This is a genomic window from Streptomyces marinisediminis (assembly GCF_026262575.1).
Lineage (GTDB): Bacteria > Actinomycetota > Actinomycetes > Streptomycetales > Streptomycetaceae > Streptomyces > Streptomyces marinisediminis.
In genome coordinates, this window is the sequence record NZ_JAPKFL010000062.1 from 1 (window position 1) to 4,763 (window position 4,763).

General features: G+C 71.4%; 5 protein-coding genes. All 5 read right to left on the reverse strand.

Annotated features, from left to right (window positions below; translation table 11 throughout):
- Positions 1 to 402, reverse strand: a 402-nt coding sequence (locus OSB71_RS23960) for an ATP-binding cassette domain-containing protein (RefSeq protein WP_265950900.1), incomplete at its 3' end; no start/stop codon positions are given.
- 13 nt (positions 403 to 415) lie between these two features.
- Positions 416 to 1,414, reverse strand: a complete 999-nt coding sequence (locus tag OSB71_RS23965) for an ABC transporter permease (protein WP_265950901.1) — start codon at positions 1,412 to 1,414, stop codon at positions 416 to 418.
- Positions 1,407 to 2,330, reverse strand: coding sequence for an ABC transporter permease (locus tag OSB71_RS23970; RefSeq protein ID WP_265950902.1), 924 nt, complete (start codon positions 2,328 to 2,330; stop codon positions 1,407 to 1,409). The genes OSB71_RS23965 and OSB71_RS23970 overlap by 8 nt, the downstream gene beginning before the upstream one ends.
- A 70-nt stretch (positions 2,331 to 2,400) precedes the next feature.
- A complete protein-coding gene (locus OSB71_RS23975) occupies positions 2,401 to 4,032 on the reverse strand; it encodes a peptide ABC transporter substrate-binding protein (RefSeq protein ID WP_265950903.1) in 1,632 nt (543 codons plus the stop codon).
- Between the two features lie 239 nt (positions 4,033 to 4,271).
- Positions 4,272 to 4,763 (reverse strand): oligopeptide/dipeptide ABC transporter ATP-binding protein (locus OSB71_RS23980; RefSeq protein WP_265950904.1); only part of this gene is annotated, 492 nt, incomplete at its 5' end.

The window sequence follows — 4,763 nt, forward strand, 5'->3', positions numbered from 1 at the left end:
CGCCCTGGCCGTGGCCTCCTTGCGGGAGGCGCCGCGGTGGACGTGGAACATCTCGGCGAGCTGGTAGCCGACGCTGAGCACGGGGTTGAGCGAGGAGAGGGCGTCCTGGAAGATCATCGCCATCCGGGCCCCGCGCACCCGGCGCCGGGCCTCGGCGGGCAGGGTCAGCAGGTCCTCGCCCTGGAAGACGATCCGGCCGTGCGCGATGCGGCCGGGAGGCGTGTCCAGGATGCCCATGATCGCCTGCGCGGTCACCGACTTGCCCGAACCGGACTCCCCCAGCACCGCCAGCGTCTCGCCCGCCTCCACCGTGTAGCTCACCCCGTTGACGGCCTTGACCACGCCGTCGCGGGTGCGGAACTCCACGTACAGGTCGCGCACGTCCAGCAGGGTGGCGGCCATGGGCGTCAACTCCTCAGCGCAGCTTGGGGTCGAGGGCGTCGCGCACCGCGTCGCCGAGCATGATGAAGGCCAGGACGGTCACGCTGAGCGCGGCGGCGGGGTAGAGCAGGATGTGCGGGGCGTTGCGGAACTGCATGCCCTCGGAGGCGTTGGAGATGTCCACCCCCCAGGAGACGGTCGGCGGTCGCAGCCCGACGCCGAGGAAGCTGAGCGTCGCCTCCAGGGCGATGTAGGTGCCCAGCGCGATGGTGGCGACGACGATGACCGGCGCCACCGCGTTGGGCAGGATGTGCCGCAGCATCAGCCGGGTGTGCCCGGCGCCGAGCGCCTGCGCGGCGTGCACGTAGTCGTGCTGCTTGGCGGTGATGACGGCGCCGCGGGCGATGCGCGCGATCTGCGGCCAGGCCAGCACCGCGATGACGCCGACGACGGGCCAGATGCCCTTGACCTCGATCATCGCCAGGAACACCAGGGCGCCCAGGATGATCGGGATGCCGAAGAAGACGTCGGTGACGCGGGAGAGCAGCGCGTCGGCGGCGCCGCCGAAGTAGCCGGCCAGCCCGCCGAAGAGCGCCCCGAGCAGGGTGACCCCGAGGGTGGCGCAGATGCCGACGGTCACCGAGGCGCGGGCCCCGTAGACGGTGCGGGTGTAGACGTCGCAGCCCTGGGTGTCGAAACCGAACCAGTGCCCGGGGCGCGCGCCGCCCAGCGAGCGGCTGATCCGGCACTCCAGCGGGTCGCCGGTGGCGATCAGGCCCGGCCACACCGAGATGGTGACGAGGAAGAGGATGAGCAGCGCGGACACCAGGAACACCGGCCGGCGCCGCAGGTCGTGCCAGGCGTCCGACCACAGGCTGCGGGCCGCCTCCTGCTCGCCCGGGCCCGGCTCCTCGCGGTCGTACTCCAGCGCCTCGCCCTCGGCGTGGGGCAGGTCGACGTTGCTGCCCGCGCCGCCGATGGCCTGCGAGGTGTCGGGGCCGCCCGGGGGGTCGTGGGGACGCTGCTCAGGCATAGCGGATCCTCGGGTCGAGCACGGCGTACAGGAGGTCGACGAGCAGGTTGGCGACGAGGAAGATCAGCACGAGGATCGTCACGAACCCGACGACGGTGGGCGAGTTCTGCCGCAGCACCCCCTGGTAGAGCTGGTAGCCGACGCCCTGGATGTTGAAGATGCGCTCGGTGACCAGCGCCCCGGCCATCAGGGCGCCGATGTCCGTGCCGAGGTAGGTGACGACCGGGATCAGCGAGTTGCGCAGCAGGTGCCGGGTGACGATGCGCCGGCGGCGCAGCCCCTTGGCGACGGCGGTGCGCACGTAGTCGGCGCGGGCGTTCTCGGCCACCGAGGTGCGGGTGAGGCGGGTGACGTAGGCCAGCGACACCAGCGCCAGGATCAGCCCCGGCAGCAGCAGTTCGCCGTACGGCGCCTCGGGGCTGACGGCGGGCGCCGTCCAGCCGAGCCGCACGCCGAAGAGGAACTGGAAGAGCACGCCGGTGACGAACGTGGGGATGGCGATGACCACGAGCGTCAGCAGCAGCACCGAGGAGTCGACGCCGCCGCCGCGGCGCAGCCCGGAGACCACGCCCAGGGCGAGGCCGATGACGATCTCGAAGACGACGGCCACCACCATGAGCCGGAAGGAGATGGGGAACGCGGTGGCCAGCAGGTCGATCACCGGGCGGCCGTTGAAGGCGGTGCCGAAGTCCCCGGTGAAGATGTTGCGCATGTAGAGCAGGTACTGCTGCCACAGCGGCTTGTCGAGGTTGAACTCGGCGCGCAGCCGGGCGGCGGTGGCCGGGTCGGGGGTGCGGTCCCCGAAGAGCGCGGCGACCGGGTCGCCGAGCGCGTGCACCATGACGAAGATCAGGAAGGTGGTCCCGATGAACACCGGGACCATCTGGAGCAGGCGCCGGATGACGTAGTGCCCCACTGCGGTCCTCCTCGGCTGCGGGGCCGGGCCCGCCCCCGGCCGGAAGCGGCGGGGCGGGCCCGGAAGCGGGTCAGTTGACCGTGATCTCGCTGTAGACGGGGACGGAGAACGGGTTCAGCCGGACGTTGTCCACCCGCTCGGAGTAGCCCGCGCTGCCGTTCTGGTACCACAGCGGGAGGGCGGGCAGGTCCTGGGCGAGCACCCGCTCGGCCTCCTTGAACTTCTCCACCGCCTCCTGCTCGTCGGCCGTGGCGTTGGCCTCGTCGATGAGCCGGTCGAACTCGGCGTCGCTGTAGCCGGCGTCGTTGGAGGAGGCGTCGGTGTAGTACAGCGGCTGGAGGAAGTTCTGGATGAGCGGGTAGTCCATCTGCCAGCCGGCCCGGAACATGCCGGTCATGCGGTCGGCCGAGATCTGCTCGCGGAACTCGGCGAACGTGGCGACCGGGTTGACGCGGCAGGCGTTGTTGTCGTCCAGCACGTTGTTGATGCTGTTGCAGGCGGCGTCCATCCACTGGCGGTGGGAGCCGGTGTCCACGTTGGAGGTCAGGGTGACGCTGCCGCCGGGCAGGCCGCCGCCCTCCTCGACGAGCTGCCTGGCCCGCTCCGGGTCGTACCGGCACGGCTCACCGCACAGGCCCTCCTCGTAGCCGCCCTCCTCGCCGAGCACCGGCGAGGTCCAGTCGGTGGCGGGGGTGCGGGTGTCGCCGTAGATCTGCGCGGTGATCTCCTCGCGGTTGATCGCCATGGACAGCCCGCGCCGCACCTTCGCCGCGTCCTCGCCCTGCCACTCCTCCTGGTAGAGCGGGAAGGTGACGGTCTGGATGATGCCGGCGGGCTGGTTGATGTACCGGCCCCCCAGGTCGCTCTCCGCGTTGCGCACCTGGGAGGCGGGGATGTCGTCGATGACGTCGAGGTTGCCGGCCTGCAGGTCGGTGTAGGCGGTGTTGTTGGAGGTGTAGACGCGCAGCTCCACGCCCTCGTTGCGCGCCTCGTCCTCGCCCGGGTACTCCTCGTTGCGCGACAGCCGCATGGACGAGCCGGGGTTGTAGGAGTCGACCTGGTACGGGCCGTTGCCGACGGGCTGCTCCAGCCACGCGTCGCGGTCGGTGAAGAAGGCTTCCGGCAGCGGGGCGTAGGCGGTGTAGCCCAGCGTCTCGGGCCACAGCGAGAACGGCTCGGAGAGGGTGACGCGGAAGGTGCGGTCGTCGACGACCTCCAGGCCGGAGAGCTCGTCGGCGGTGGGCTCGGCGCCCTCGTCGGCCGGGTGGACCGCGTCGTAGCCCTCGATGAACTGGAAGAAGTAGGCGTTGACCTGGTTGTTCTCCAGGTTGGCGCCGTAGTTCCAGGCGTCCACGAAGGAGGCGGCGGTCACCGGGGTGCCGTCGGTGAACTCCCACCCCTCCTTGAGGGTGACGGTGAAGGTGCGCTGGTCGTCGGTCTCGATGGACTCGGCCATCGCGTCCCGCGCCTCGCCCGTCTCCGGGTCGTACTCCTTGAGGCCGGTGAAGATCATGTCCAGGACCTTGCCGCCCTGCACCTCGTTGGTGTTGGCCGGCTCCAGCGGGTTCTGCGGGTCGCCCCAGGAGGCGCGGACGACGCCTTCGCCGGCCCCGCCGCCGTCCCCGCCCCCGCAGCCGGCCGCGGCCAGGGCGATGACCGTCACCGACGCGACGGCCCTGCCGACCCGTCTGGCTCCGCGCATGAGGTGCCTCCCTCGGTCGATACGTCCACAACCCGCCCATACCATCGCTTTATGGGCGGACGTGCACGCCTGCGCGCGGTGCTCAGCCCCGGAACCGCCCGTATGCAGGACGCCGGGCGCTGTGGTGCCGGTCTCGCGCCCGCGGCCGGGCCCGCGCACACCACAGCGCCCACCCGGCGGACCGGGTGGGCGCTGTGGGCTCGGGGCTCGCCGCGTGCGGCGGCGTCGGGTGCGGGGCGTCAGGCGGCGCGCAGGACGTCCCGCTCCTCGGCGAAGTGGCACGCCGAATCGTGGTGGGCGCCGCCTTCGGTGTCCGCGAAGTGCTGCGGGACGGCCAGCAGCGGCACCTCCTGCGCGCACTTGTCGACCGCCTTCCAGCACCGGGTGCGGAACCGGCAGCCCGAGGGCGGGTCGGCGGGCGAGGGCACGTCACCGGTGAGGATGATGCGCTCCCGCTGCTCGCGTCCCTCCGGGTCCGGCTGGGGGACGGCGGAGAGCAGCGCCTGGGTGTACGGGTGGGTCGGGTGGTCGTAGATCTCGGCGTCGGTGCCGATCTCGGCCATCTTGCCCAGGTACATCACGCCGACGCGGTCGGAGATGTGCCGCACGATGGACAGGTCGTGGGCGATGAAGATGTAGGACAGGTTGAAGTCGCTCTGCAGCTTCTCCATCAGGTTGATCACCTGGGCCTGGACGGAGACGTCCAGCGCCGAGACCGGCTCGTCGCAGAT